This window comes from Tropicibacter sp. Alg240-R139 (genome assembly GCF_900537075.1).
In the GTDB taxonomy this organism is placed as follows: Bacteria; Pseudomonadota; Alphaproteobacteria; order Rhodobacterales; family Rhodobacteraceae; genus Falsiruegeria.
Map to the genome: position 1 here is coordinate 505807 of NZ_UNRA01000002.1, position 24056 is coordinate 529862.

General features: G+C 60.2%; 27 protein-coding genes. 21 read left to right on the forward strand and 6 right to left on the reverse strand.

Annotated elements, in window-relative coordinates:
* Window position 1 precedes the first annotated feature (1 nt).
* Window positions 2-964: a P1 family peptidase gene (locus G6R15_RS10045; protein WP_164659725.1), complete on the forward strand. Its 963-nt coding sequence runs from the start codon at window positions 2-4 to the stop codon at window positions 962-964.
* Window positions 965-994: 30 nt separating this feature from the next.
* Here G6R15_RS10045 and G6R15_RS10050 read toward each other — a convergent pair whose 3' ends face one another.
* Window positions 995-2512 (reverse strand): di-heme oxidoredictase family protein, encoded by a 1518-nt coding sequence (locus G6R15_RS10050; protein ID WP_164659726.1) that lies wholly within the window; start codon window positions 2510-2512, stop codon window positions 995-997.
* 162 nt (window positions 2513-2674) lie between these two features.
* Between G6R15_RS10050 and G6R15_RS10055 the strand changes: the two genes are divergently transcribed.
* Together G6R15_RS10055 and G6R15_RS10060 are read left to right on the forward strand one after the other, a co-directional pair.
* Complete coding sequence (locus G6R15_RS10055) at window positions 2675-3130, forward strand: methylated-DNA--[protein]-cysteine S-methyltransferase (protein WP_164659727.1); 456 nt, start codon at window positions 2675-2677, stop codon at window positions 3128-3130.
* A 69-nt stretch (window positions 3131-3199) separates the two neighbouring features.
* Window positions 3200-3661 carry a hypothetical protein gene (locus G6R15_RS10060; protein ID WP_205520503.1) on the forward strand — a complete coding sequence of 154 codons (462 nt, stop codon included), beginning with the start codon at window positions 3200-3202 and terminating at the stop codon, window positions 3659-3661.
* A 3-nt stretch (window positions 3662-3664) separates the two neighbouring features.
* On the opposite strand, the gene G6R15_RS10065 is transcribed toward G6R15_RS10060, so the two are convergent.
* The 4 genes from G6R15_RS10065 to fsa form a co-directional block, all read right to left on the reverse strand.
* Window positions 3665-4360: a phosphatidylcholine/phosphatidylserine synthase gene (locus tag G6R15_RS10065; RefSeq protein ID WP_164659728.1), complete on the reverse strand. Its 696-nt coding sequence runs from the start codon at window positions 4358-4360 to the stop codon at window positions 3665-3667.
* 93 nt (window positions 4361-4453) lie between these two features.
* The gene (locus G6R15_RS10070) at window positions 4454-5374 is read right to left on the reverse strand and encodes a tyrosine recombinase XerC (RefSeq protein WP_164659729.1); all 921 of its coding nucleotides are present in this window, start codon (window positions 5372-5374) and stop codon (window positions 4454-4456) included.
* Window positions 5371-6078: a DUF484 family protein gene (locus tag G6R15_RS10075; protein ID WP_164659730.1), complete on the reverse strand. Its 708-nt coding sequence runs from the start codon at window positions 6076-6078 to the stop codon at window positions 5371-5373. The genes G6R15_RS10070 and G6R15_RS10075 overlap by 4 nt, the downstream gene beginning before the upstream one ends.
* Before the next feature lie 332 nt (window positions 6079-6410).
* Window positions 6411-7064, reverse strand: coding sequence for a fructose-6-phosphate aldolase (gene fsa / locus G6R15_RS10080; RefSeq protein WP_164659731.1), 654 nt, complete (start codon window positions 7062-7064; stop codon window positions 6411-6413).
* 91 nt (window positions 7065-7155) lie between these two features.
* On the opposite strand from fsa, the gene G6R15_RS10085 reads away from it, so the two are divergent.
* The 5 genes from G6R15_RS10085 (at window position 7156) to G6R15_RS10105 (ending at window position 13443) form a co-directional block, all read left to right on the forward strand.
* A complete protein-coding gene (locus G6R15_RS10085; RefSeq protein WP_164659732.1) occupies window positions 7156-9351 on the forward strand; it encodes a primosomal protein N' in 2196 nt (731 codons plus the stop codon).
* Between the two features lie 135 nt (window positions 9352-9486).
* Window positions 9487-10719 (forward strand): MFS transporter, encoded by a 1233-nt coding sequence (locus G6R15_RS10090; protein WP_164659733.1) that lies wholly within the window; start codon window positions 9487-9489, stop codon window positions 10717-10719.
* Between the two features lie 6 nt (window positions 10720-10725).
* The gene (locus G6R15_RS10095; RefSeq protein WP_240336726.1) at window positions 10726-12120 is read left to right on the forward strand and encodes an MATE family efflux transporter; all 1395 of its coding nucleotides are present in this window, start codon (window positions 10726-10728) and stop codon (window positions 12118-12120) included.
* A complete protein-coding gene (locus G6R15_RS10100; RefSeq protein ID WP_164659734.1) occupies window positions 12120-12998 on the forward strand; it encodes a 50S ribosomal protein L11 methyltransferase in 879 nt (292 codons plus the stop codon). The genes G6R15_RS10095 and G6R15_RS10100 overlap by 1 nt, the downstream gene beginning before the upstream one ends.
* Before the next feature lie 100 nt (window positions 12999-13098).
* Window positions 13099-13443 carry a hypothetical protein gene (locus G6R15_RS10105; protein WP_164659735.1) on the forward strand — a complete coding sequence of 115 codons (345 nt, stop codon included), beginning with the start codon at window positions 13099-13101 and terminating at the stop codon, window positions 13441-13443.
* A gap of 114 nt (window positions 13444-13557) precedes the next feature.
* Here the strand turns inward: G6R15_RS10105 and G6R15_RS10110 are convergent, their stop codons facing one another.
* Window positions 13558-13773 carry a DUF1127 domain-containing protein gene (locus tag G6R15_RS10110; RefSeq protein ID WP_164659736.1) on the reverse strand — a complete coding sequence of 72 codons (216 nt, stop codon included), beginning with the start codon at window positions 13771-13773 and terminating at the stop codon, window positions 13558-13560.
* 335 nt (window positions 13774-14108) lie between these two features.
* Between G6R15_RS10110 and ruvC the strand changes: the two genes are divergently transcribed.
* From ruvC to tilS, 13 genes are all read left to right on the forward strand, one after another.
* A complete protein-coding gene (gene ruvC, locus G6R15_RS10115) occupies window positions 14109-14606 on the forward strand; it encodes a crossover junction endodeoxyribonuclease RuvC (protein ID WP_164660270.1) in 498 nt (165 codons plus the stop codon).
* On the forward strand, window positions 14603-15286 hold the full coding sequence (ruvA, locus tag G6R15_RS10120; RefSeq protein WP_164659737.1) for a Holliday junction branch migration protein RuvA: 684 nt from the start codon (window positions 14603-14605) through the stop codon (window positions 15284-15286). The genes ruvC and ruvA overlap by 4 nt, the downstream gene beginning before the upstream one ends.
* A gap of 7 nt (window positions 15287-15293) precedes the next feature.
* Window positions 15294-16313, forward strand: coding sequence for a Holliday junction branch migration DNA helicase RuvB (gene ruvB, locus G6R15_RS10125; protein WP_164659738.1), 1020 nt, complete (start codon window positions 15294-15296; stop codon window positions 16311-16313).
* A 38-nt stretch (window positions 16314-16351) separates the two neighbouring features.
* Window positions 16352-16522 (forward strand): hypothetical protein, encoded by a 171-nt coding sequence (locus G6R15_RS22875; protein WP_240336727.1) that lies wholly within the window; start codon window positions 16352-16354, stop codon window positions 16520-16522.
* 134 nt (window positions 16523-16656) lie between these two features.
* A complete protein-coding gene (locus tag G6R15_RS10135) occupies window positions 16657-17280 on the forward strand; it encodes a hypothetical protein (RefSeq protein ID WP_164659739.1) in 624 nt (207 codons plus the stop codon).
* Window positions 17277-17663: a tol-pal system-associated acyl-CoA thioesterase gene (gene ybgC / locus G6R15_RS10140; RefSeq protein WP_164659740.1), complete on the forward strand. Its 387-nt coding sequence runs from the start codon at window positions 17277-17279 to the stop codon at window positions 17661-17663. Before G6R15_RS10135 ends, ybgC begins: the two co-directional genes overlap by 4 nt.
* A gap of 106 nt (window positions 17664-17769) precedes the next feature.
* Entirely contained in the window at window positions 17770-18465 is a 696-nt protein-coding gene (tolQ, locus tag G6R15_RS10145; protein ID WP_164659741.1) for a protein TolQ, read from the forward strand.
* A 3-nt stretch (window positions 18466-18468) separates the two neighbouring features.
* Entirely contained in the window at window positions 18469-18945 is a 477-nt protein-coding gene (tolR, locus tag G6R15_RS10150) for a protein TolR (RefSeq protein ID WP_164659742.1), read from the forward strand.
* A gap of 9 nt (window positions 18946-18954) precedes the next feature.
* A complete protein-coding gene (locus G6R15_RS10155) occupies window positions 18955-20037 on the forward strand; it encodes an energy transducer TonB (RefSeq protein ID WP_164659743.1) in 1083 nt (360 codons plus the stop codon).
* Window positions 20034-21353 (forward strand): Tol-Pal system beta propeller repeat protein TolB, encoded by a 1320-nt coding sequence (gene tolB / locus G6R15_RS10160; protein WP_164659744.1) that lies wholly within the window; start codon window positions 20034-20036, stop codon window positions 21351-21353. The genes G6R15_RS10155 and tolB overlap by 4 nt, the downstream gene beginning before the upstream one ends.
* A 108-nt stretch (window positions 21354-21461) precedes the next feature.
* Window positions 21462-21965 carry a peptidoglycan-associated lipoprotein Pal gene (gene pal / locus G6R15_RS10165; RefSeq protein ID WP_164659745.1) on the forward strand — a complete coding sequence of 168 codons (504 nt, stop codon included), beginning with the start codon at window positions 21462-21464 and terminating at the stop codon, window positions 21963-21965.
* 4 nt (window positions 21966-21969) lie between these two features.
* Window positions 21970-22788: a tol-pal system protein YbgF gene (gene ybgF, locus G6R15_RS10170; protein WP_164659746.1), complete on the forward strand. Its 819-nt coding sequence runs from the start codon at window positions 21970-21972 to the stop codon at window positions 22786-22788.
* Entirely contained in the window at window positions 22779-24038 is a 1260-nt protein-coding gene (gene tilS, locus G6R15_RS10175) for a tRNA lysidine(34) synthetase TilS (RefSeq protein WP_205520504.1), read from the forward strand. The genes ybgF and tilS overlap by 10 nt, the downstream gene beginning before the upstream one ends.
* Window positions 24039-24056: the final 18 nt, after the last annotated feature.

Genomic DNA, 24056 nt, shown 5'->3' on the forward strand with positions numbered 1-24056 from the left:
GATGCCGCGCGCCCGTGATCTTGGGTTGGCGATCGGGCGGTTTCTGCCCGGTCCGATGAACGCGATCACGGATGTGGGGCAGGTGGCTGTTGGCCATGTAACCCTGAACGAAGGCGCGCGCACCCGCACAGGTGCGACCGCCATCCTGCCGCATCCCGGCAACGTCTTCGCTGACCGACCCCGCGCGGGTCTGTCGGTGCTGAACGGGTTCGGCAAATTTGCAGGCGCCACGCAGGTGCAGGAACTGGGCGAGCTGGAAACGCCCATTCTGCTAAGCAACACCCTGTCCGTTGGTCGCGGGATCGAGGCGTTGGTGCAGCACACGCTGGCGCAACCTGGCAACGCGCTGGCGACCTCGATCAACGCGGTGGTGGGCGAAACCAACGATGGTCGCCTGAACGACATCCGCGCCGCGCGTCCAACCATCGCCGAGATGCGTCAGGCGCTGGACACCGCAAGCAGAGGTCCTGTGGCCGAAGGCTGCGTTGGGGCCGGGACCGGTACGATCTCTTTTGGTCTCAAAGGTGGGATCGGGACGTCATCGCGTGTTGTCGGTGATCATTGTGTCGGTGTTCTTGTGCAGTCGAATTTTGGCGGTACGCTGCGTGTGGATGGTCGCGATGTTTCGGATACCTCCGAGGCGGACGCGGATGGTTCAATCGTTCTGATCATCGCGACAGATGCGCCGATGTGCGCCCGCAACCTGACCCGTCTCGCGACCCGCAGTTTCGCCGGTTTAGCCCGGATCGGTTCGGCCCTGTCAAACGGGTCGGGCGACTATGCTTTGGCGTTTTCTATGAACAAGGGAGAGTCACTAGGGAACGACGCCTGCTCGCCCCTGTTTGAAGCGGTGATCGAGACGGCGGAGGAAGCAATCCTGAACGCGCTTTTGATGGCCGAAGACACGGTCGGCTATGACGCGCTCAAGGATTGTCCAAACACCGTAAAAGCCCTGCGCCTGTAACCCGACCCCGGTCGACCAGGGTCAGAGTGCTTAGTGGCCTTCTTCTTCGGGGTCGAGGTTCACGATCACCAGGTTTTCAAGAAAGGCGATTAGTTCTTCCTGTTCCGGGGATTCCATCGCAAGAAACGCCTGTTTGCTGACCATCGCGTCACCCCCATGGGCCGTGATCGCATCCCTTAGCGTGGTGGCATGCCCGTTGTGCAGCCATGGCCCGGTTGACCCAACACCCGCCAGCGACCGGGTCGGCCAGACCGACGCGCCAAAGCCAAAGGCATCCACTGGATCAGCAAGACCCGGCCCCATGTCGTGACGGCGAAAATCAGAATACCATGTGAGTGTTGCACCGGTAGCACCCCGCTTGGGGAAGCTGCCCAACTGAACCACGGTCCCGTCCGCTTGGTCGATTCGGTTGTTCGGCTGATCCGAGGTCAGGTCGAACCACAGCGGCATTTGCGCATATAGTCCCTGAGCCATGGCATCTGATCCGTCGGGCAGACTATCCTCGGCAAATCCCGGCACGGCGCTTGGTTCTGAAAAGCGGGCACTTTCAATCGGCAAGCTTGGCACGTGGCACGCGGTGCATTGCGCTTGGGCCAACCGTTCTTGTCCTCGTTCGATCCGTGCGCGTTCATCCTTCGTCAAGTCGTGCAGACCAAGGTCAGCCAGTTCCAGCAATGACGTGGGACGTTCTAAGGCTGCCATATAGATCGTCACCGCCGTCAGATCGCCGATGCTCAGCTCTTCGGTCACGCCGTCGTAATCGCCGTCCTTTTGACCGACCAACTCCACGGCCTGCAGCCCCATCTCGTTATGCGCGGCGTTGCGGGCGAAAGCGCGCAGGGTGGAATGATTACCCTTCCACCCGAACATGCGCACAACCAGATCGGGGTCGACGCCTTTGATTTGTGAGCGATCAAGCTTTGCCGTGCAAGCATCACCGCCCCCCTCGGGCTGGGCAGAGATATTGCCAAACCCGACGCCCTTTGTCGTCAGGTCCAACGTGACCGGAGCCTGATCTGCACAGGCCTGATCGGCTGCCAACAGGGCAATGGCGTGCAAGTCCATCGTCATCTCTTCGGCCACGCGCTGCACCGCGCCAAGACCAAAGAGATGCAGCGTATTGCGTTCGAGGAACTGCGACGGATCGCCAGTATGCAATGGATCAACCGCCACGTTCACCGCCATCGGTCCCGCGCCATTGGCCAGCGGCGCGGCGTGACACGCGATACAGGATTGCGCCTGTGGCCCGCCTTCGCGCGTTGGGAAGTGCATTGCCCATTCGCCGGTCCCGGTCAGATCTGCACGCGGCAGGCGGGTGAAACTCTGGCCCGCTGCCACGGCGGCACCTGCGCCGTCCTTGAGTGTATAGGTGGCCTCGGTGATCTCATCCCCGGCCTCAAAGGCGTGTTCAAAGGCGGTCAGTCGGTCTTCGGCCAAAAGCCGGTTCAACTCGACTTGATTGACCTGAGGCGGGGCTTCGGCCCATGCCGACTGATATGAAAATGCCAGACAAACCGCGCCAAGGCGGAGTGCGTTTGAGTACGTCATGTTTTTGCGACCCTTCTCGTTGGTTCCGTGAGGTCGCCTGTTCCCACTGCTTAGGTAGGTATGCAGATGATGGATCGCAAACTAAAAGTCACCGTTTTGCCAAAATGGGCGGATTTTGGAAATTGACTTGCGCCGGAGTCACGGTTCTGGAACCGTGCCCGCATGGCGATGATTGCAGTTGATACAAAATTCGGGCGTCTTGGGATCGTCGAAGACGACAGCGCCATAACCAAGTTGGTTTGGGATGGCGAAGACGAGGGTGAGATCACGCCGCTGATGTCTGAGGCTGCGGCGCAAATCGTGGCGTACGACGCGGGCAAACTAGAAGGTTTTGATCTGCCGCTTCGGGTCGAAGGTTCGCAGATGCAGCGTGATGTTTGTGACGCCATGCTGGCCATTCCGTTCGGTTATACCCGTACCTATGGCGAACTGGCCAAGGAACTGGGGTATTCTGCCCAATCCGTGGGGCAGGGATGCGGAGGCAATCCGATCCCCGTAATCATTCCTTGCCACCGTGTAATGGGAGCCAAAGGGCTGACAGGGTTTTCCGGCAAGGGTGGGGTCGAGATGAAAGTGGCTCTGCTCAGGCACGAAGGCGCAGCGGGCTTGCTCATCTGACTTGGATCAAGGCACATTGGGTTCACAATACCGCATATTATGACCGCAATGGATTCTAGGGAGACTGCCATGATCAACGACCGCGCAGCACTGAAACAGGCCGTTCACGATAAGCTGCTGTCGATGGAAGAGGCGGAACTTGCTACCGCGATCGCGCACTATGAGGCGTTCTTGCAGGAGTCCCAGATGGATGACCGCGAAACCCACGACAAGGACGATCTGGTGGCCGCGCGCGAGAATGCGGATCTGGCGGCGGCATTTGATACGCCGGTGCAGACGCATCACGCCAAGATTGACGTGATTGAAAACATGGATTTTGCGTTGACAGAAATGGTGGGACCGGGGGCGCTGGTGTCATTCAACAAGCGCAATTTTATTATCGCTGTCTCAACCACGCGGTTCGAGGTGGGCGGGGTGACCTATATGGGAATTTCTCCGCAAAGCCCGATCTACAAGGCGATGGCGGGGGCCAAGGCAGGCGAAAGTTTTGAGCACAACGGCCGCAGCTTTGTAATCGACGATGTGCTGTAGGACTCAGGCGTTGCGCTCAGGGATCAACTGCTGCGCAATACCTGCCACCAACAGATAAGAACTGGTGACAATCAGACCCCAATGCGCCCAGCTTTCGGGGTGAAAATCGACCCAAGCAGCCCATCCGGCAAAGAATGTCCACGCCAGCGCCATCGACAGGCTCAGCGGGCGCCAGCGTTCGGTGCGCACCGGGTGAATGAACTTGAGCGGCAGGAACATGGCGATGGCTAGAACGGTGACCAAGCCAAGGCTGACCCAGAAGTTGGGTTCCAGTGCAAAGATCACCAGAATCAACATGTTCCAGCAACCGGGGAAACCTGAAAATGAATTGTCCTTAGTTTTCATCCGCGTATCGGCGAAATACATCGCGCTGGCAAAGGTGATGACAATGATCGCGACCCAACCGGTCCACCCATCCATAAGCCCGGATTTGAACAGGGCAAAGGCAGGGATGAAGACATATGTCAAATAGTCGATGATCAGATCGAGCAGAACGCCATCAAATTCGGGTGCATTGGTTTTGACATCGTATTTTCGGGCGAGCGGCCCGTCTATACCATCGACGAAAAACGCCACCACCAGCCAAAGAAACATAAGGTCCCATTTGGCATCAACGGCGGCCAACATGGCCAGCATCGCAAAAACAGCGCCGGTCGCTGTCAAAAGATGGACGAGGAGAGCTTGGATCCGAGGTGTCATTTGTCTGTCATGACGGAAAACGCGTCGGACTGCAAACGATTGGTCCGAGGGAAAATTGGTAAGGAAAGGAATCCCTGACGCGGTGAATTGACCTCATGCTTTTGGATGGGTGCGGTTGTAAATTTCCATAAGATGGGCGGTGTCCACGGCAGTGTAAGTCTGGGTGGTGGACAGAGAGGCATGGCCCAAAAGTTCCTGGATTGCGCGGAGATCACCGCCTGCTTCCAACAGGTGTGTGGCAAAGCTGTGGCGCATGGCGTGAGGTGTCGCGGTTGCGGGCAGACCCAATTGCATCCGAGCCTTGGCCATGGCGCTCTGAATGGCGCGCGGGGACAACGGCCCACCGCGTACCCCCCTGAATAGCGGGGCGTCCGGGTCCTTTGCGTGCGGGCAAAAGCGCAAATAGGTATCGACCGCGTCGCGCGCGGCGTCGATCACCGGCACCATGCGTTCCTTGTTGCCCTTGCCAAAGATACGCAGGCTTCTGGGCAGGGGCGCATCCTTGCCCTGCAGCGACAACGCCTCGGAAATGCGCAGACCACAGCCATAGAGCAGCGTGACCACCGCCACATCGCGCGCTGCGACCCAATCCGACATGGATTGAAATTCAACCGCTTCGATCATTGCTTTGGCTGCATCTTGCGGCAAGGGCCGGGGAAGCTTGCGTTGGAACTTGGGGGCGCGGGTGGACAAAACGGCAGTGGGTTCGAACCCTTCGCGCTCGGCCAGCCACTTGTAAAAGCTTTTGACGGCTGACAGCTTGCGGGCCAGAGATCTGGCGCCAACACCCTCGCCGCGCACATGCGCCATCCAGGATCGCATGTCGCTGACAGTGATACTTTCCAGCGGTTTGAGGCCTTGCGATTCCCCATAATGCAGGGTCATGAAGGACAGGAAATCGGTAACGTCGCCCTGATAGGCGATGATCGTGTTTTCAGATCGGCCCATCAGCGATTTCTGTGCCCCCAGCCAAGACTGGAGCGCATCGCGGCAGGCCGGAGAGATCAGGCTCATGACAGCCAGTGGCGCATGGACCGTTCAAACACGCCCGCAAAGAACGAGAGCAGATCGGTGCCCTGTTGCGGGGTGAACTGATGCGGGTCCTCGGCCCCCATTGCCAGCATGCCTGGCAGGCGGCCGTTGCCAAAGTCGAGCTTGAGGCAGGCCTCGGATCGGACCCAATCGGCTTGGCGGCCGTAGATTTGGGTTGATGCGCTTTGCAGTTGCCGCAGTGTGACTTGGCGCGCTCCGGTGTTGCGGCCGTTGGTCAGGTAGCCTTCGATGAAACCGGGTTCGGCGATGCTCAGAACGTCACCCAGCCGATGGATCGCGGGGTCATTGTCGTTTTGCACCGATTCCAGAACCAGGGTGATCGCGTCCACGCGCAAGATTTCGGCAACTTCTCCGCCCAGATCCTTGAGGAAGGTTTCAAAGTCTGTGGGATCCATCATGCGCAAAATGGCGCGGTGGACCTGATTGGTACCGGCCAGATTTTCATAAGCCGCAGCGATGACCGAGCGGTGGGTGTCTTCCAGCCGGTCCAGGCGCGCCTCAAGCCGCTCCATTGCGATGCCGCGCAGATCAACGATATTGCCGCCCATGGCACGCTCATTCGCGGCGACAAGGGCATGCATTAGATCCTTGTCATCAAGCACAGTATCGGGCTTGGCGATGATGGCCTCGCGCAAAGCGGTTTCCAGTTTCGGGCTGCTGCTCATTCTAGCCTCGTTTATGTTTTGGGCCGGTTTATAGCATGGGAATGCGCTTTGCGGTTGGAAAAATCAACCAACCTGTCGAATTGTCGAGTCATGTGCGCGGTTTACCACCGGTGCGGCGAAAGGGGGCGCTCCCGCCGGTCGGCACCAGATCAAAGATCTGGCCCCTCCCGTTGGGCCCGGCGCCGCGCTGCGCGCGGCGCGGCCGGCGTTTTGATCGAACGGGTGGCGGCTGGACGCAACCACAGCGCGCCGCAGGCGCGCTGCCCGGCCCAACCGAAGGCGCTCGATCTTTGATCAAGCAACGGAGGGCGGGAGTGCCCCGCCCCCCCAGATCAGAGGATCTTGATGTCGGCGGCTTTGATATCCGCCAGGAAGGCGTCCAGGCCCTTGTCGGTCAGCGGGTGGTTGACCATCGCCTTGATCACGGCAGGCGGGGCAGTGATCACGTCGGCGCCGATGCGGGCGCTGTCCAGGATGTGGTTCACCGAGCGGATTGAAGCCGCCAGGATCTCGGTCTCGAACCCATAGTTGTCATAGATGGTGCGGATGTCCTCGATGATCTCCATACCGTCCAGATTGATGTCATCCAGACGACCGATGAAGGGCGAGATAAAGCTCGCGCCTGCCTTGGCCGCCAGCAGCGCCTGGTTGGCAGAGAAGCAGAGCGTCACGTTGACCATGTGACCGTCGTCGGTCAGCGACTTACAAGCCTTCAGGCCGTCCCAGGTCAGCGGCACTTTGACAGCGATATTTTCGGCGATCTCGACCAGTTTGCGACCTTCGGCAATCATCGTCTCGGCATCTGTCGCGGTGACTTCTGCCGACACCGGCCCATCAACCAAATCGCAGATTTCCTTGGTCACCTCGATTATGTCGCGACCGGATTTCTTGATCAGCGAGGGGTTGGTGGTCACACCGTCCACCATGCCCAGGTCGTTCAGCTCGGCAATGGCGTCGATCTCGGCGGTATCAACGAAGAATTTCATGGGGGCAGTCCTTTGATGGGTTGGCCTCTGTCCCGGATGCCTTTACCTCATGAGGTGTCTCACTGAAACCCCCTGGCATGAAAGGTGATGCGTGCACGATCCGGAATTTTTTGATCAAGGTGATCTGGTTGCTGTCCTGACCACGCAACCCCTTGATCGCCTTCTGGATTACAAGGCACCCGAAGGCGGGTGTTTTCGCGGTGCTTTCGTCGAGGTTCCGCTTGGCCCGCGCAAAGTGATGGGCGTTGTCTGGGGGCCAGGACAGGGAGATTTTGATCGGTCCAAGATTCGCTCGGTTATCCGCGTGCTTGATGTGGCCCCGATGCGGGACGAGATGCGCAGCTTTCTGGGCCGCGCCGCTGATTACACGCTGACGCCGATGTCTGCGATGCTGCGCCTTGCCACCCGCGCGCCAGGGTTGGGTGATCCGCAATCCATGCGAAAGATCTTTCGCTTGGGCGAAGGCGAGCCTGAACGTCAGACAGACGCACGTCGCCGTGTGCTCGAGGTGCTGCGTGAATACGGCGGCCTCTCGTTCACGCTCAAGGAACTGGCGGATATGGCAGGCGTGACCTCACCTGTGGTCAAGGGCTTGGTCAAGCAGGGCGTTGTGCGAGAAGAGGACAGCCCCCGCGATCTGCCCTATCCGCATCTGAACCCGGACCTGCCAAGCAAGGATCTGAGCGCAGATCAGGCCGACGCCGCAGAAATCCTGCGCACAGGGCTGCAATCCGGCAAATACGGCACGACGCTCCTGAAAGGGGTTACCGGTTCGGGCAAGACCGAAGTCTATCTCGAAGCCGTCGCCGAATGTCTACGCCAGGGCAAACAGGCGCTGGTGTTGCTGCCAGAGATTGCACTGACCGCCGAATTTTTGACTCGGGTCGAGGCTCGGTTTGGCGCGCGACCCGCCGAATGGCACTCGGGTGTTACCATAACCGAGCGCCGCCGGCTCTGGCGCATGGTCGGGCAGGGTGATGCGCAACTGGTAGTGGGCGCGCGCTCTTCGCTTTTTCTACCGTTCCGACATCTGGGTCTGATCATCGTGGATGAAGAACACGACACCTCCTACAAGCAAGAGGATGGCGTGACCTACAACGCCCGCGACATGGCGGTGCTGCGCTCGGCCATCTGCGGCGCGCGGGTCGTTCTGGCCAGCGCCACGCCCTCGCTGGAAAGCTGGGCCAATGCTGATGCGGGCAAATACGACAAGATCGAGCTGACCTCGCGGTTCGGCGCATCCGTCATGCCCGACATGCGCGCCATCGATATGCGCGCAGAAAAGATGCCCGCCAGCACCTGGATTTCGCCGACTCTGCGCCAAGCGGTCGAGGACCGGCGCGCCAAAGGTGAACAGTCACTCTTGTTCATCAACCGTCGCGGCTATGCGCCGGTCACGCTCTGCCGGGCCTGTGGCCAGCAGATCGGTTGTGACCACTGCGACGCCCGCATGGTCGAGCACCGCTTCCTCAAACGTCTGATGTGTCACCAATGCGGTGAAACCAAACCGATGCCCGACGCCTGTCCCTCGTGCGAGGTCGAGGGCAAACTGGCCCCGGTGGGGCCGGGAATCGAACGACTGGCGGAAGAAGCATTAGAGGCTTTTCCCGATGCTAACATCGCCACGCTCAGTTCTGACATGTTCGGCTCGGCCCGCGCGCTTAAAGCCAAGATTGAAGAGATCGCCGAAGGCGACGCTGACATCATCATCGGTACGCAGCTTGTCGCCAAAGGGCACAACTTTCCCAACCTCACGCTTGTTGGGGTCATCGACGCCGATTTGGGCTTGCAAGGCTCAGACCTGCGCGCAGCGGAGCGCACGTTTCAATTGATGCGGCAGGTGGCTGGTCGGGCGGGGCGGGCCGAGAAGCCGGGACAGGCGCTGTTGCAGACGTTCCAGCCCGAGCATCCGGTGATCCGCGCCATCCTGTCAGGAGACGAAAACGGGTTTTGGTCGGCCGAGGCTGCCGAGCGGCAGGCTGCAGGTGTGCCCCCATATGGACGGATGGCCGGGATCGTGCTGTCTGGTCCGGATGTGGCGGCGGTCTTTGACTTGGGCAACGCCATGGCGCGCAATGATGGTCCCCTCCGTCAGATCGGCGCGCAAGTCTATGGTCCTGCCCCGGCCCCCATCGCGCGCATTCGCGGGCGCCACAGGGTGCGGCTATTGGTCAAGGCAGACAAGGGCGCGCCCATTCAAGAGGCCATCGCGCGATGGATTGCGCCTTTGCGCCTGACCGGCGACCTACGGTTGAACGTCGATATCGACCCGCAGAGCTTTCTTTGAACCTGCGAGACTAAAGGTGCATTGGTAAGGGCACATCCCAACCTTGCCAGGGAAACTCTGCGCGCTGACGCAGATCGACTGTGCGATAGTCGCTTTGCGCTCGCCAGCGCTTGGCAATCGGCGTAGAGAACTCTCATGATGAAACAGATCCCCCTTGCCGAGGCGCACAACCTCCCATTCTGGCGGCGGCCTTTTACTTTGCTGTTTGTCACTGCAATGGCGATGCCGATTGCGTTCTACGCCTGGTATGCTCTGCTCAACAACTTTGTTATCGAGGTCGCGGATTTCGACGGTGCAGACATTGGCCTTTTGCATACCGTGCGCGAGATACCGGGGTTTCTGGCCGTTGGTGTCATCGCCATCATCATATACATGCGTGAGCAGGTGCTTGGACTGATCTCGCTTTTCATGCTTGGAGTCGCCACAGCGTTCACGGCGTGGTTTCCCAGCCTGCAGGGGCTGCTGTTCCTGACTTTGCTCAGCTCTATCGGGTTTCACTATTACGAGACGGTGAACCAATCGCTACAGCTGCAATGGCTGCCAAAGGAGCGCGCGCCGCAGATGCTGGGGTGGTTGATGGCGGCGGGGTCTGCATCGACCACGGTTGTCTTTATTCTGATCGTGATGATGTGGGACACGCTCAACCTGACCTACAATATTGTCTTCATGATCTCTGGTGGAGTGACGGCAGCAATCGCGATTTTCTGTCTGATCGCCTATCCGCAATTCGAAGCGCCCACGCCGCAGGTCAAGAAGATGGTGCTGCGCAAGCGGTATTGGCTGTATTACGCGCTGCAGTTCATGTCGGGCGCGCGGCGGCAGATCTTCATGGTCTTTGCTGGTTTCATGATGGTTGAACGGTTTGGGTTCGAGGTTCACGAGCTGACCGGCCTTTATCTGATAAACTTGGTGATCAATATGTTCGCCGCCCCTTTTCTGGGCAAGGCTGTGGCCAAGTTCGGCGAACGCCGGACGCTGATGTTTGAATATATCGGCCTGGCGCTGGTGTTTGGGGCCTATGGTGGCCTGTACTGGTTCGGCTGGGGCTTCGTGATCGGGGCCATCCTCTACGTGATCGACCACATCCTGTTTGGTCTGGCGATGGCGCTGAAGACGTATTTCCAGAAGATCGCCGATCCCGGAGACATCGCCCCTACGGCGGCGGTGGCGTTCACCATCAACCACATTGCGGCGGTGTTCCTGCCGGTTCTGCTTGGCCTGTTGTGGGTCGTGTCCCCGGCGGCGGTTTTTGCTCTGGCGGCCTGTATGGCACTGGTGTCTTTGTCGCTATCGCTGCTGATCCCGCGACACCCAGAACCAGGGCATGAAACGATCTTTGCCCGCCCGCAATCGGCCCCGGCGGAATGAACGCATATGGCAGATAAAGGGCGGTTCCTGACCGGGTCCACGATGGGGCATGTGGTGCGCATGACCATGACAGGGGCCATGGGGATCACCTTTGTCTTTCTGGTGGATGCGGCCAACCTGTTCTGGATCTCGCAGATGGGTGACCCCAAGCTGATGGCCGCCATCGGCTTTGCCTTTGCAATCCAATATTTTTCGGTCTCAGCCGGGATCGGTCTCATGATCGCCTCGACCGCGCTGGTGTCGCGCCGCATTGGCGAGGACAACCGCCCGCTGGCGCGCCGCAACGCGACCAGCGCAGCGATGATAGCCTTTACGATCCAAACTTCGGTGGCCGCGGCCATTTTCATCTTTCGCCACGACATCATCGCGCTATCCGGGGCCACTGGAGAGACTGCCGCGCTTGCCGCGCGCTATCTGGCCATGTCGGTGCCGAGCTTAGGCATCATGGCAGTGTCAATGATCGCAAACGGGACGCTTCGCGCTGAAGGCGACGGGATGCGGTCGATGATGGTCACGCTGACATCGGGCGTGGTGGCCATGGTGATCGACCCGATCATGATCGTGGGCTTTGGCTGGGGCTTGGATGGGGCAGCCATGGGGCTCAACATCTCGCGCGTTGTGATGTTACTGGTGGCGCTGCGCTTTGCCATCGGTACGCATAATTTGCTGGCGCGTCCTTGTTTGCAAGGCATGCGCGAAACGATACGGCCTTATTTCGCCATTGCCCTACCTGCCATTGCCGCTCAAATGGCCACACCTGTGGGCAACTATCTGCTGACGGCTGTGATGGCGGGTTTCGGGGACGAGGCGATGGCGGGCTGGGCTGTGGTGGGGCGTCTGACTGTTGTGGCTTTCGGTGGGATCTTTTCGTTGTCGGGTGCCATTGGCGGCATCTTTGGCCAGAACTTTGGCGCGCAGCGGCACGACCGGCTGTGTCGAGCCTATCGCGATGCGCTGATCTTTGGCCTGATCTACACTGCCATCACCTGGTCGCTGCTCGCGTTGCTTGGTCCCTGGATCGTTCAGGCCTTTGCTGTCACCGGAGCAGGTATCGAGGTTGTGTTGAATTTTGTTTATCTTGGCGCGGGTGGCTTTGTCTTTGCTGCAGCGCTTTATGTGGCCTCTGCGGCCTTCAACGCGCTGGCCAAGCCGGGTCGGGCCACGCTCGTGTCCTGGATCAGGGACGGGCTTCTGACGCTGCCGTTTGCTTGGGTCTTGGCGGGATGGTTTGGTGCACCGGGCGTGATCTATGCGCAGGCGCTGGTTACTGCCTTGGTGGGGATTGGGGCGGCCTGGTGGGGGTGGCTCTATGTGCAGTCCTTGGGCCGTACAACAGTATCCGAGCTTGACCTTGCGCCGCCACGGCCCTACGCGCATGCGGATAGATTCAGGAGACGCTGATGCCGACCTTTACCGCACTGACCACATTGACGGGTAAAACCCCCGCCGAAGCCCTGGGCGAGGCGATGGAACGTTTGACCCCCGAACCCACTGGTGTCGGCGTGTTTGAGGTCGAAGACGGATCGGGCCTGTGGGAGGTCGGCGGCTATTTTACTGAGTCCCCCGACGAGACGGGGCTGGCCCTGCTGGCAGCAACATTCGAGGCCAAGCCGTTTGTGATCTCGGAACTGCCAGAAACCGATTGGGTCGCCCATGTGCGCCGTGAATTGGCCCCTGTCGAAGCAGGTCGCTTCTTTGTCTACGGCAGCCATGACGCCGACAAGGTGCCCGAGGGCAGTATTCCGCTGCTGATCGAGGCGGCGATGGCGTTCGGCACTGGCCACCACGGCACTACGCTGGGTTGCTTGCGCGCGTTGGACCGACTGATCTCCGCCGGGTTCGAAGGCGCCAAAGTGGCCGACATCGGCTGCGGCACGGCCGTGCTGGCGATGGCGGCAGCGCGGGTCTGGACAGGCGACATCCTGGCCAGCGACATTGATGAGGTTGCGGTGGACGTGGCCGAGGTCAACTTGAAAGCCAATGGCATGGAAGGTACCGTCAAATGCCTGGAGGCCGCGGGCTTTGACCACCCTGATCTGGCCGCGCATGCGCCCTATGATCTGGTCTTTGCCAATATCCTGAAGGGGCCACTGGTGGCGCTTTCTCCGGATGTGACCGCACATCTTCGCCCGGGCGGATACGCGATTCTTTCGGGTATTTTGAACGAACAGGCCGACGAAGTGGTCAAGGTTTACGCGCAGAGCGGAAACAATCTGGCCCATCGGGATGAGATTGGTGAGTGGACTACGCTCACAATTCAAAGAAATGCCGCAATTTAGACCAGTTTTAGGGGCATTTTAGACGTGGGTCTTGGTTCGGACACATTTTAGCCGTAGGTTGTCTTAATCACCGGTGGGGGCCAGTGAGACGGAGGCTGCCATGGTCGAGGACCATCTCCAATTTGATCGTCGCGTCGAAAAGTTGACGCGGAAACATCACGCCATGTCACGCGGGTATACACACCGCTTGCGTTCGGACGGGCTGATCGAGGTGAAACCCCGACGTTCGCGACCTGGGGTATCCCTGCGCGCGATCGCACTGTTTGCGTTCGGTTTCTTCGTATTCAAAGGTTTCCTGCTGGCCAACCTTGGTCCCGGCGCCTACGAAGATCGGCTTGCCCGACTGAACGATGGAACAGTTGTCGAGCAAGGTGGGGCTGCCTTGATGGCTGTTGATCCGCTATCTGAATTTATCGCGTCCAAGATTGGCCCTGTGCTACGTTAAAGCCTAGGCCATTGTCGGTGTTACACGCCGGACGCCGAGACAAAAGAAAACGCCGCATGAACCAGTCATGCGGCGTTTCTTTTGATCCCCGAGGGGGAAGCGGGGAAGAAAGGCTCAGAAGCGGTGCGCCCCTTCAGCAACGCCATCGATGTCGCCGCGGATCAGACCGATGTCTTCCAGTTCGCGGTCGGTCAGTTCCGACAGGGTGTTGCGGGTGACGCGGGCGTCGTTCCACAGAGCGATTGCGTTCACTGCGGATGCGAATGTTGCGCCGATACGGCCAACGAGGCCGATCGAGCCATAGGTGCGGGTGGTGTCCAGTGCAGCCATATCCATGTTCCTTCTGGTTTGTGTGAGTAGTCACTGTGTTTGTTCTGAGCCGCACTTATGGCGGCGAAATGGCCCGTACAAGAGATGAAATTTGCATGTGTCCTATGCAATTTCTGCAAGGGTCTGAAACCTTGAAACAGTCATGAAATAAAGGGTGATCGGGTGTCGCAAAAGTGTCGCTTTCTGCGTCGCGGCATGTCGTTTTTAGACCGAAAGTCGCCCGCAGAACAGGCGGCGTCGTTTTTGACTGTGATCGCAAAGCGCTTGGAACGTGTTCCCCTTTCGTGCTAGTTTGTGAGAAACGTTACAAAAACGAGCAGGGCATGGGCGGATTTATGAGAATTCTGGGCATCGACCCTGGACTAAGGACGATGGGATGGGGTGTCATCGAATCAAATGGCAGCCGTCTTAGCCACATTGCAAACGGGCATTGCACATCAGGAACCGGTGAATTGGCAGAGCGATTGCTATCACTGCACGAACAGCTGACCGATGTTGTGGCCCGCTATACGCCCGATGAAGCCGCGATAGAGCAGACATTCGTGAACAAGGACGGGGCTGGCACACTGAAGCTTGGTCAGGCGCGGGGCGTGGCGCTTTTGACGCTGGCGCAAGCTGGCATTCCCATCGGTGAATACGCACCAAATAAGGTCAAGAAAACCATCGTGGGCGCGGGCCACGCGGACAAGCAGCAGGTCCTGTACATGGTCAAGTTGCAATTGCCGGGGTGCGAACCGGCGGGCCCGGATGCCGCTGATGCTCTGGCTATTGCGATGTGCCATGCGCATTATGGCGGCAAGAACGATGTCCGGCTGCGCGAGGTAAGAGCATGATTGGAAAACTGACGGGGCGGCTGGATTACCGGACCGCCGACCACATCCTGATCGACGTGCGCGGTGTGGGTTACATCGTTTACTGCTCGGACCGGACGTTGGCGTCCTTGCCAGGGGTGGGCGAGGCGGTCTCGCTTTATACCGACCTGGTGGTGCGCGAGGACCTGATGCAGCTTTACGGCTTCACCTCGCTGATTGAAAAAGAATGGCACCGGTTGTTGTGCTCGGTGCAGGGAATTGGCGCCAAAGTTTCGCTGGCCATTCTCGGCACATTGGGGCCGGATGGCGTGAGCCGCGCGATTGCGCTTGGCGATTGGGCGTCGGTCAAGGCCGCAAAAGGCGTTGGTCCGAAGACCGCACAGCGCGTGGTGCTGGACCTCAAGGACAAAGCCCCCGGCGTCATGGCTATGGGCGGCACCGTGACCGAAGCGATGGATGGTCCCGATTTAGAGGTCATCGAGGCAGCAGACCCAGCACCCAAACCCAAACCGCGCAAGAAACCAGCGGCACCTTCGGGTGCTGCAGCTGCAGCTGCCGGTGCTTTGTCGGCCTTGTCGAACCTCGGCTACAGCCCGTCTGATGCCGCCTCAGCCGTGGCAGAGGCGGCGGCAACTAACCCCGAAGCTCGCGAGGCAGACCTGATCCGGGCGGCGTTGAAACTGCTGGCTCCGAAAGGCTGAGTGACAGATGATCGACGCTGATCCCACGATCCGGCCTGAGCCGTTGCCCGAAGACAATGACCGCGCTCTGCGCCCGCAGGGATTGGGCGAATTCATCGGTCAGGCCGAGGCGCGGGCCAATCTGCGCGTGTTCATCCAGTCCGCAAAACAGCGTGGCGAGGCGATGGACCACACGCTGTTTCATGGTCCCCCCGGTCTGGGCAAGACGACACTGGCGCAGATCGTGGCGCGCGAATTGGGTGTGAACTTTCGGATGACCTCTGGACCGGTGCTGGCCAAGGCGGGCGATCTGGCGGCAATCCTGACCAATCTGGAAAGCCGCGATGTCCTGTTTATCGACGAAATCCACCGCCTGAACCCGGCCGTAGAAGAGGTGCTCTATCCCGCGATGGAGGATTTCGAGCTGGATCTGGTGATCGGCGAAGGACCCGCCGCGCGTACTGTACGGATCGAGCTGCAGCCCTTTACGCTTGTGGGGGCCACAACGCGGATGGGGTTGCTGACCACGCCACTGCGCGACCGGTTTGGCATCCCGACGCGATTGCAATTCTACACGGTGGACGAGCTACACGAGATCGTCACCCGTAACGCTCGAAAACTGGGCGCGCCCGCAGACGACGCAGGTGCGCGCGAGATTGCGCGTCGGGCGCGCGGCACCCCCCGGATCGCCGGGCGCCTGTTGCGTCGCGTTGTGGATTTTGCTGTGGTCGAAGGTGATGGGCGGATCTCGCGCGAATTGGCTGATGGGGCACTGACCCGGTTGGGCGTGGACCAGTTGGGCCTGGACGGGGCAGATCGGCGATATCTGAAGTTGATTGCCGAGAATTATGGTGGCGGTCCGGTCGGGATCGAAACCCTATCGGCAGCGTTGTCGGAAAGCCGTGATTCACTGGAAGAGGTGATCGAGCCTTATCTGCTGCAGCAGGGTCTTATCCAGCGGACGCCGCGTGGTCGGATGCTGGCGCAAAGGGCCTGGGCGCATCTGGGGTTGCCCATGCCCAAAAACCAGAGTGACTTGTTTGGTTAGGGACGCCTTCGGCGGCCGTATTTGGAACAAAAGAAACTATGGACGAGCGACTTTCAGACCTGACCGCCTTGGCGCGCAAGATTTCGGACATCTACGCTGAACGCTTTGATGTCGAGGGTGACGCCACCTGGTATCTGGGAAAAATGACCGAGGAGCTGGGCGAGGTGACCTCGGCCTGTCTGAAGCTGGCAGGGCAGGGGCGCGGCTAGGGATCGCGTGCGGATCTGGAGGATGAGGTGGCTGATCTGTTGGGCTTTGTGTTGCTGTTTGCCGATTGGCAGGGCATAGATCCGGGCAAAGCCCTGCATCGCAAGTGGGGCAGCTATCTGGAAGTGGAAGAGGCATGACACCGCAAGAGATCGAAGCCCTGTTTACCCGTGACGGCGGCGATTTTGTCTTTGCCCGCTGGTCGCGCCCGATCGTGCCGATTGTGTTTGGCGTGGAAGAGCAGACGCTCGAAGTCGTCAAAGGCGCGTTTGAGGCGGTTGTGACGCTTGCAGGCCACAAGATGGCCGAGACCGACCCTGAGTTGGGCGCCAACTGCATGGTGTTTTTCTTCCGCGACTGGGCCGAACTGCTGGATGTTCCCGATCTGGGCCGACTGGTGCCAGATCTTGCCCCGTTGGTGGCGCGACTGACAGCGGCAGGTGCAAACCAATACCGCGCTTTCCGGTTCGAGGAGGATGGCGCGATCAAGGCTGCCTTTGTGTTCCTGCGGATGGACGACGAAATGTCCGAGATCCCGGCAGAAACTCTGGCGCTTAGTCAGGTGGTGCAGATTATGCTGCTTTGGTCTGATCTGGCGTTCCGCGAGCGCTCGCCCTTGGCCGTGGCTGGCGAAACCACCATCCTGCGTCCCGACATCGCCGATGTGATCCGGGCCGCCTATGACCCTGTGCTGCCGACCGCGGCGCAGGACGCCTCGCACGCCTTGCGGATTTTCGCGCGAATGGGGGCGGCGCAGTGAAACACCTCTTTCCCCTTCGCGTCTATTACGAAGACACCGACATGGGTGGGATTGTCTACCACGCCAATTACCTGCGCTACATCGAGCGGGCGCGCTCGGACTGGGTGCGCAATCTGGGCAATGACCAGAACGCCATGAAAGACGCGGGGCTTGTCTGGGTCGTGCGCAAGATCGAGGCCGAGTACCTCAACACCGCCAAATTCGACGACGAGTTGCTGGTGGAAACCGAGATCGCCAGTCTGTCGGGTGTCCGGTTGACCATGAACCAGTTGATCACACGTGGTGACATCGAAATTTTCAGGGCCTCCGTAACCGCCGTGTGCATGACGACCGAAGGGCGCCCAACCCGCCTTCCGGCAGAGATTCGCGCATTGATGCAATAAATCGTGTGCTGGGGGTGGTTATGTTGGCATTTCATCCCGATCTGAGGTAGCGTCTGCCCAAACAAGGCCGACAAAACCGGCCGCAAGGCAAAGAACGAGCAGGTTCATGGAAGCAGAAACTCTGGCGCTGGCGCAGGAGATCGATTTCTCGTTTTGGGGATTGTTCGCGCGCGCGACGCTCACCGTCAAACTTGTGATGGTCCTCTTGATGGTGGCGTCGTTCTGGGCGTGGTCCATCATCATCCAAAAGCAGATCATGTATCGCGCTGCACGGCGTGAGGCGGACATCTTTGACAAGTCGTTTTGGTCGGGTGAGCCGCTGGATGCGTTGTTCGAACAGATTGGGCCGGACGCCAAGGGAAGTTCTCAAAAGATCTTTGCCGCAGGCATGATTGAATGGCGCCGTTCGCATCGCACCGATGGTGGGCTGATCGCCGGTGCGCAGGCGCGGATTGACCGGTCGATGGATGTGGCGATCAACAAAGAGGCGGAAGCCTTGCAAAAGGGCTTGCCAGTGTTGGCGACCGTGGGCTCGACTGCGCCGTTCGTTGGTCTGTTCGGCACGGTCTGGGGCATCATGAATGCCTTTATCGAGATTGCCGAACAGCAAAACACCAATCTGGCCGTTGTGGCACCGGGCATTGCCGAGGCGCTGTTGGCGACCGGTCTGGGCCTGCTTGCAGCAATTCCGGCCGTGATTTTTTATAACAAGCTGAGCGCAGACAGCGATCGCATTGTGGCCGGGTACGAGGCCTTTGCCGACGAATTCGCCACCATCCTGTCGCGTCAGTTGGACAGCTGAGCCATGGGCGCGGGTGTACAGCAACCGACCGAGGACAGCGGACGGCGGCGTGGGCGCAGGCGCGGTCGCGCGCGCCCCATGGCCGAGATCAACGTGACTCCCTTTGTCGACGTTATGCTGGTGCTGCTGATCATCTTCATGGTGGCCGCGCCGTTATTGACGGTTGGCGTTCCGGTGGAATTGCCCAAGACAGCCGCTGGCGCGTTGCCGTCTGAAAGCGAAGAGCCACTGACTGTGACTATCACAGCCGAGGGCGGCGTCGAAATCCAGACCACCGCGGTCGAGCGCAGCGCCTTGGTGTCCCGCTTGCGTGCCATCGCGGCAGAGCGCAGCAGCGATCAGGTGTATTTGCGCGCGGACGGCTCAGTTCCCTACGCCATGGTGATGCAAGTGATGGGTGCGTTGAACGCAGGCGGATTTACCAACGTGGGTCTTGTGACCGACACCGGCGGGCCTACGTTTGACGAAGGCGGAGAGTGAGGCAGCGGTTTGCAGACCGGCACCAAGATCTCGGCAGTTGTCCATGTGACCCTGGTCGGATGGGCGTTTCTCGGCGGAGCCTTCCGGTCCGAGCCGTTGCCGTTTGATGTGCAGGATGTCTCGGTGATTTCATCCGAGGAATTCGCGGCGCTCAGCGCGCCGGTTCAAACGCCCGAAGTATCGCAGCAGCCCGATGCGTTGCAGCAACCTGATACATCCGAAACAGAAGTGGCCGTCCCAGAGGCCCCCCAGCCTGAGCCGGAACAACAGCAGCCCGAGCCGATAGTCGAACCCCTACCAGAGCCTGAACCTGAGCCAGTGACCGAGGCGCCTGATCCGCAGGTAAGCGAAGAGACGGCCACCCTGGTGCAGCCAGCCCCCGAGCCCGTCATTGACCTGAACCCGCCTGGCAAACGCCCCAAGCCGCGCCCGGTAGAACGTGTGGCCCCGCAACCCGTTGTTGCGCCGCCGCCCGATGCAATACCTGACGAGGTGGAAACCCCGCCCGTCGTGGCCGAGGAGGGCGCCGAAGAGCCGCAGCCCGAACAGGAACAGACCGCCCCCGAAGAAGCCACGGATCAGATCGTGACCGAGGCCGACGACAGCGATGAACTGGCCCCGCTGCGTTCGCCGCGTCCGCCCGCGCGCCGCCCCACGCCGCCGACGCAAACGGCGCTCCAATCCACGCCGGAACCAACGTCCCCCAGCGGGGTACAGGATGCTTTGGCCGAGGCCTTGGCCGGAAGCCAGGAAGACATCCCGCTTGGTCCGCCGCTTACCGGCGGAGAAAAAGATGGGCTGCGTTTGGCGATGTCCCGCTGCTGGAACGTTGGTGCCTTGTCGTCAGAGGCGTTGCAGACGACTGTTGTGGTTGCTTTTTCGATGCAAAAGGACGGTAAACCCGATGCGGGTTCGATCCGCATGTTGGACAGCACGGGCGGTTCTGCGTCCTCGGCGCAACAGGCGTATCAGGCGGCACGACGTGCTATTATCCGATGTGGCGCAAAAGGCTATGATCTGCCGGCCGAGAAATACGGCCAGTGGCGTGACATCGAAGTGACATTCAATCCCGAGAGGATGCGGATCAAATGATGAAGTTCTTGGTAAGCCTTTTTCTGGGCCTTTCACTGATGGCCACGCAGGCCAGCGCACAGAACCAACCGCTGCGGATCGAAATCACCGAAGGCGTGATCGAACCGCTGCCCTTTGCGGTGCCGAACTTTGTGCCCGATTCAGGGGCCGCATCCGAGCTGGCCGCAGATCTGGCCCGTGTGGTGGCCGCTGACCTCTCGGGCACCGGCCTGTTCCGCGAAGTGCCTGCCAGCGCTTATATCAGCCAGGTCACGGGCTTTGATGACCCGATCAAATTCGCCGACTGGAAAGCGATCAACGCGCAGGCTCTGGTCACTGGCGCGGTCAATGTCCAGGGCAACCGCGTCACGGTGCGGTTCCGGGTCTGGGATGTGTTCTCGGACAAGGAGATCGAGCCGGGCATGCAGTTTTCCGGCACCAAGGACGGATGGCGACGCATGGCGCATAAGGTGGCCGATGCAGTCTACAGCCGGATCACGGGCGAGGGTGGCTATTTCGACAGCCGCGTTGTTTACGTGTCCGAAAGCGGCCCCAAGAACCAGCGCCGCAAGCGATTGGCGATCATGGATTATGATGGCCACAACGTGCAGTATCTGACCGACAGTTCGGCCATTGTGCTAGCACCGCGCTTTTCACCCACTGGCGACCGGGTGCTTTACACCAGCTATGAAAGCGGCTTTCCCCGCATCCATGTGCTGGACGTGGGGCAGGTCAAGCGCCGCGTTCTGGAAAGCGCCGAAGGCACGATGAGCTTTGCGCCGCGTTTCTCGCCCGATGGCAAAACGGTAGTCTATTCGCTCAGCCAGGGCGGCAACACCGATCTTTACACGATGGACATCGCCTCGGGACAGGCGCGGCGGTTGACCAGCACGCCGTCGATTGAAACCGCACCCAGCTATTCGCCTGATGGGCAGCAGATCGTCTTTGAAAGCGACCGCTCGGGTACGCCGCAGCTTTATGCCATGTCGGCCAGCGGGGGCGATGCCAAGAGGATCAGCTTTGGTCAGGGGCGCTATGGCACCCCGGTCTGGTCGCCGCGCGGTGACCTGATCGCATTTACCAAACAGAACAAGGGCCGGTTTCATATCGGCGTGATGCGCACCGACGGCAGCGAGGAGCGCTTGCTGACCGCCTCTTTCCTCGACGAGGGGCCAAGCTGGTCTCCGAACGGGCGTGTCATAATGTTCACGCGCGAGACGCGGGGCGAGAACGGGCGTTCTTCGCTTTATACCGTGGACATCTCGGGGCGAAACCTACGCCCGGTACGCACGCCCGATGGTGGCAGCGACCCGGCGTGGTCACCACTGCAGAATTGATGGGGCAGAAATGACGAGCACTTTATCACAGTTCCCCTTGCGTTCACTTGGCTTGGGGGCTGTGATACGAAAAGATCAACAACAAGCGACACACGCGGGACAATTGATATGAACCTTTTGAGCAAGATTTCGATGGCGGTGGCGCTTGTGGCCATGGCAGCCTGTACAAACAATTCGGCACTCGACGACGCCAATTCGGTCAATCTGGGTGGGGCAGCGGGCGCTGGATCAACAGCTGACCCTCGGTCACCGGCCTATTTCCAACAGGCCGTAGGCGACCGTGTTTTGTTTGAAGTCGATCAATCCACGCTGAACGATGCCGCGCGCGCAACCTTGCAGGCGCAGGCGACTTGGCTGCTGGAAAATACCGACTTTGCCGCCACGATCGAAGGCCACGCCGACGAGCAGGGCACCCGCGAGTACAACCTTGCGCTGGGTGCACGTCGCGCCAATGCCGCACGCGAGTTTCTGGTTTCGCGCGGCGTGGCCGGGACGCGCCTAAAGGTGGTCAGCTACGGCAAGGAACGCCCGATCGAGATTTGCAGCGAAGAGGCATGTTATACCAACAACCGGCGCGCGGTGACCGTGCTGGCCGGTGGATTGACGGGGTAAGCGCATGCGTGTTCGAGGTTTGATTTTCGCAGCCGTCATTGGGCTGACAGCAGGAATGGCCGACGCGCAGGATGCGCAAACCTTGGCCGACATCCGGCAAGAGCTGACGGTATTGAACGTGGAAGTCCAACGCCTCAAGCGCGAACTGTCAACGACCGGCGCACCAACCACAAGCCAGGCGAGCGGGTCGGTTCTAGAGCGGGTAGACACGATAGAGGCCGGATTGCAGCGCCTGACACGTCAGACCGAGCAGATGAACCAGCGCATCGATCGCATTGTGGCGGATGGCACCAACCGTATAGGTGATCTGGAATTCCGCCTGGTCGAGCTTGAGGGCGGGGATGTATCGACGCTGGATGAAACCAGCACCTTGGGTGGCGATGCCGAAACGCCTCTGTTCGACCCGGTGGCGCCAAGTATTCCTGATGACACCGAATTGGCTGTGGGCGAAAAGGCCGAATTCGACGCGGCTAAGGCTGCGCTGGAGGCGGGTGAATATCGCAAGGCCGCCGATCTTTTGAACAACTTTGACGCATCCTACCCTGGTAGTCCGCTTGGGCCGAGGGCGCATCTGAACAGGGGCAAGGCGCTGGATGGTCTTGGCGACACCCGCGAGGCGGCGCGTGCCTATCTGGCCAGCTTTACCAACGACTCGACCGGCCCGGTCGCGGCCGATGCTCTTTTCGAACTGGGTTCTGCACTGGGGCGTCTGGGGCAGGTGGATCAGGCCTGCGTGACATTGGCCGAGGTGGGGGTCCGCTTCCCGGGGGTGCCCGCTGTAGGCACCGCTCAACAGGAAATGACGTCTCTGGGGTGCTCTTGATCGCGGCTGACGCAGCGCTGCTGAAGGACCTGCACACCCGTCTTGCCGCGCATCACCTAACGCATGTGGCTGTCGCAGTCTCGGGCGGCGGGGATTCGGTCGCCTTGTTGCACTTGATGAGTCGGGTGGCTCAGGCAATAGACATTCGAGTTCAGGCCGTAACTGTTGATCATAGTCTGCGCCCCGAGGCCGCAGGTGAAGCGCATCAGGTCAGCCGGTGGGCCGCCGAGTGGGGGATTGAGCACACAACGCTGAACTGGTCAGGTTGGTCTGGCGACGGCAACCTGCAGGCAGAGGCCCGTAAAGCGCGTTATGAGGTGATGGCCGAGTGGGCGAGGCAAGAAGACGTACAGGCCCTTTTGGTGGGACACACGAGCGATGATCAGGCCGAGACCGTTTTGATGGGGCTCAGCCGAGCCTCGGGCGTCGATGGATTGGCTGCCATGCCAGAGCACCGGGTACTGGGCGGCATCACGTTGATGCGGCCCGTGCTGCACCACAGTCGGCAAGACCTGCGCGATTATCTTGGGCGGCAAAGCCTGGACTGGATAGAAGACCCATCGAATCAGAACGCCCGGTTCGAGCGCATTCGCATGCGTCAGGCCGGTGCGGCCCTGTCGGAATTGGGGCTATCTACACCTGCTTTGGCGCAGGTCGCGCAAAATATGGCCCATGTGCAGGCAGCGCTGGATTACCACACTCAGGCCGAGGCGCGCGTTGTCTGCAAGGTGGACGCGGGTGACGTGGTGTTGGATATGGACCGTTTTGTAAATTTGCCGCAGGAGACGGCCCGCCGTCTGTTGCTGGGGGCTGTAGCCTGGGTTAATGGCGGAACCGATCGGCCCCGGCGGATCCCTACGATGATGGCGTTGACTGCGATCGGCCAGGGGACACCTGCGCAGCTTGGCGGGTGCCGTATTGTCAAACAACGCAAATGGATGCGGGTCTGTCGCGAGTTCAACGCGGTGCGTGACCTTCGCGTTAATCCGGGCGAACTTTGGGATAACAGGTGGCGCATGATTGGGCCAGATCACGAACAAGTCACCATCGCCGCCCTTGGTGAAAAGGGCCTTTTGCAGTGCCCGGAATGGCGCGAAACGGGGCGTCCGCATGCGGCTTTGACGGCCACGCCGGCGGCATGGCGGGGGGGCGTAGTGATAGCTGCTCCTTTTGCAGCTGCCGCCAATGGATGGGGCATTCAAGGGCCATCGAGCGAAGAAGAGTTCTTTGCAACGCTTTTATCTCATTGAACCTGCCTCAATCCTCTC

What these genes read in the sequence shown, in the direction of transcription:
- G6R15_RS10075 (WP_164659730.1), bottom strand. Translation starts at nt 6,078, where the DNA reads ATGAGCAGCAGCCCGAAACTGGAAACCGCTTTGCGCGAGGCCATCATC.
- G6R15_RS22875 (WP_240336727.1), top strand. Translation starts at nt 16,352, where the DNA reads ATGGACGAGCGACTTTCAGACCTGACCGCCTTGGCGCGCAAGATTTCG.
- ybgF (WP_164659746.1), top strand. Translation starts at nt 21,970, where the DNA reads ATGCGTGTTCGAGGTTTGATTTTCGCAGCCGTCATTGGGCTGACAGCA.
- G6R15_RS10090 (WP_164659733.1), top strand. Translation starts at nt 9,487, where the DNA reads ATGATGAAACAGATCCCCCTTGCCGAGGCGCACAACCTCCCATTCTGG.
- G6R15_RS10065 (WP_164659728.1), bottom strand. Translation starts at nt 4,360, where the DNA reads ATGACACCTCGGATCCAAGCTCTCCTCGTCCATCTTTTGACAGCGACC.
- ruvB (WP_164659738.1), top strand. Translation starts at nt 15,294, where the DNA reads ATGATCGACGCTGATCCCACGATCCGGCCTGAGCCGTTGCCCGAAGAC.
- G6R15_RS10105 (WP_164659735.1), top strand. Translation starts at nt 13,099, where the DNA reads ATGGTCGAGGACCATCTCCAATTTGATCGTCGCGTCGAAAAGTTGACG.
- G6R15_RS10095 (WP_240336726.1), top strand. Translation starts at nt 10,726, where the DNA reads ATGGCAGATAAAGGGCGGTTCCTGACCGGGTCCACGATGGGGCATGTG.
- G6R15_RS10110 (WP_164659736.1), bottom strand. Translation starts at nt 13,773, where the DNA reads ATGGCTGCACTGGACACCACCCGCACCTATGGCTCGATCGGCCTCGTT.
- ruvA (WP_164659737.1), top strand. Translation starts at nt 14,603, where the DNA reads ATGATTGGAAAACTGACGGGGCGGCTGGATTACCGGACCGCCGACCAC.
- G6R15_RS10060 (WP_205520503.1), top strand. Translation starts at nt 3,200, where the DNA reads ATGATCAACGACCGCGCAGCACTGAAACAGGCCGTTCACGATAAGCTG.
- pal (WP_164659745.1), top strand. Translation starts at nt 21,462, where the DNA reads ATGAACCTTTTGAGCAAGATTTCGATGGCGGTGGCGCTTGTGGCCATG.
- tolQ (WP_164659741.1), top strand. Translation starts at nt 17,770, where the DNA reads ATGGAAGCAGAAACTCTGGCGCTGGCGCAGGAGATCGATTTCTCGTTT.
- tolB (WP_164659744.1), top strand. Translation starts at nt 20,034, where the DNA reads ATGATGAAGTTCTTGGTAAGCCTTTTTCTGGGCCTTTCACTGATGGCC.
- G6R15_RS10070 (WP_164659729.1), bottom strand. Translation starts at nt 5,374, where the DNA reads ATGAGCCTGATCTCTCCGGCCTGCCGCGATGCGCTCCAGTCTTGGCTG.
- G6R15_RS10050 (WP_164659726.1), bottom strand. Translation starts at nt 2,512, where the DNA reads ATGACGTACTCAAACGCACTCCGCCTTGGCGCGGTTTGTCTGGCATTT.
- G6R15_RS10055 (WP_164659727.1), top strand. Translation starts at nt 2,675, where the DNA reads ATGGCGATGATTGCAGTTGATACAAAATTCGGGCGTCTTGGGATCGTC.
- ruvC (WP_164660270.1), top strand. Translation starts at nt 14,109, where the DNA reads ATGAGAATTCTGGGCATCGACCCTGGACTAAGGACGATGGGATGGGGT.
- tolR (WP_164659742.1), top strand. Translation starts at nt 18,469, where the DNA reads ATGGGCGCGGGTGTACAGCAACCGACCGAGGACAGCGGACGGCGGCGT.
- fsa (WP_164659731.1), bottom strand. Translation starts at nt 7,064, where the DNA reads ATGAAATTCTTCGTTGATACCGCCGAGATCGACGCCATTGCCGAGCTG.
- G6R15_RS10135 (WP_164659739.1), top strand. Translation starts at nt 16,657, where the DNA reads ATGACACCGCAAGAGATCGAAGCCCTGTTTACCCGTGACGGCGGCGAT.
- G6R15_RS10045 (WP_164659725.1), top strand. Translation starts at nt 2, where the DNA reads ATGCCGCGCGCCCGTGATCTTGGGTTGGCGATCGGGCGGTTTCTGCCC.
- G6R15_RS10100 (WP_164659734.1), top strand. Translation starts at nt 12,120, where the DNA reads ATGCCGACCTTTACCGCACTGACCACATTGACGGGTAAAACCCCCGCC.